This window comes from Polaromonas sp. P4_H1, from assembly GCF_056400945.1.
In genome coordinates this window covers 1-500 of record NZ_JBFUKG010000172.1, presented here as the reverse complement: position 1 = coordinate 500, position 500 = coordinate 1, and the positions used below count along the sequence as shown (strand labels likewise).

The following is a 500-nucleotide window of genomic DNA, read 5'->3' as shown; positions in this document are numbered from 1 at the left end:
GGTCGCCGGCTACGCCAATTACGGTCGCAACCGCGCCCGCAGCCTGCAGTTCGAAGGCGAGATCTACGAACTTTACCTGCGTCCGGAATTCCAGGGCCTCGGCTTCGGCCGCCGGCTGTTCGCCTCCGCCAAGCGCGATCTCGTGCAGAGCGGGCTGAAGAGCATGGTGATCTGGGCGCTGTCGGACAATGAGGGCGCCACGGAGTTCTACCGCGCTCTGGGTGGCCGCATGGTGGCCCGCTCCTCGGAGCGTTTCGGCGCAAAATCGCTCGATAAAGTGGCATTCGCCTGGACGAATTAAGCCATTAAGCCGGTTCATGATTTTCTGGTCTCGCAGGCGTTGAATCCGGGCCCTCGCTCGGCTACGCCTGTCGCAACCTGTCCTATGAAATCTGGAGTGTTTGATGCGTCTTGACGCAATCCCGCTCGGCGCCAAGGCGCCGCATGAAGTGAACGTCGTCATCGAGGTCCAGGTGGGCGGCGAGCCCATCAAATATGAG

The 500-nt window shown here is 61.6% G+C and carries 1 protein-coding gene; it reads left to right on the top strand.

Annotation, left to right across the window (positions count from 1 at the left end; translation table 11 throughout):
- The coding region (locus AC1DS5_RS25715; protein ID WP_477721069.1) for an N-acetyltransferase family protein at window positions 1-301 on the top strand (301 nt) is incomplete at its 5' end.
- Window positions 302-500: the final 199 nt, after the last annotated feature.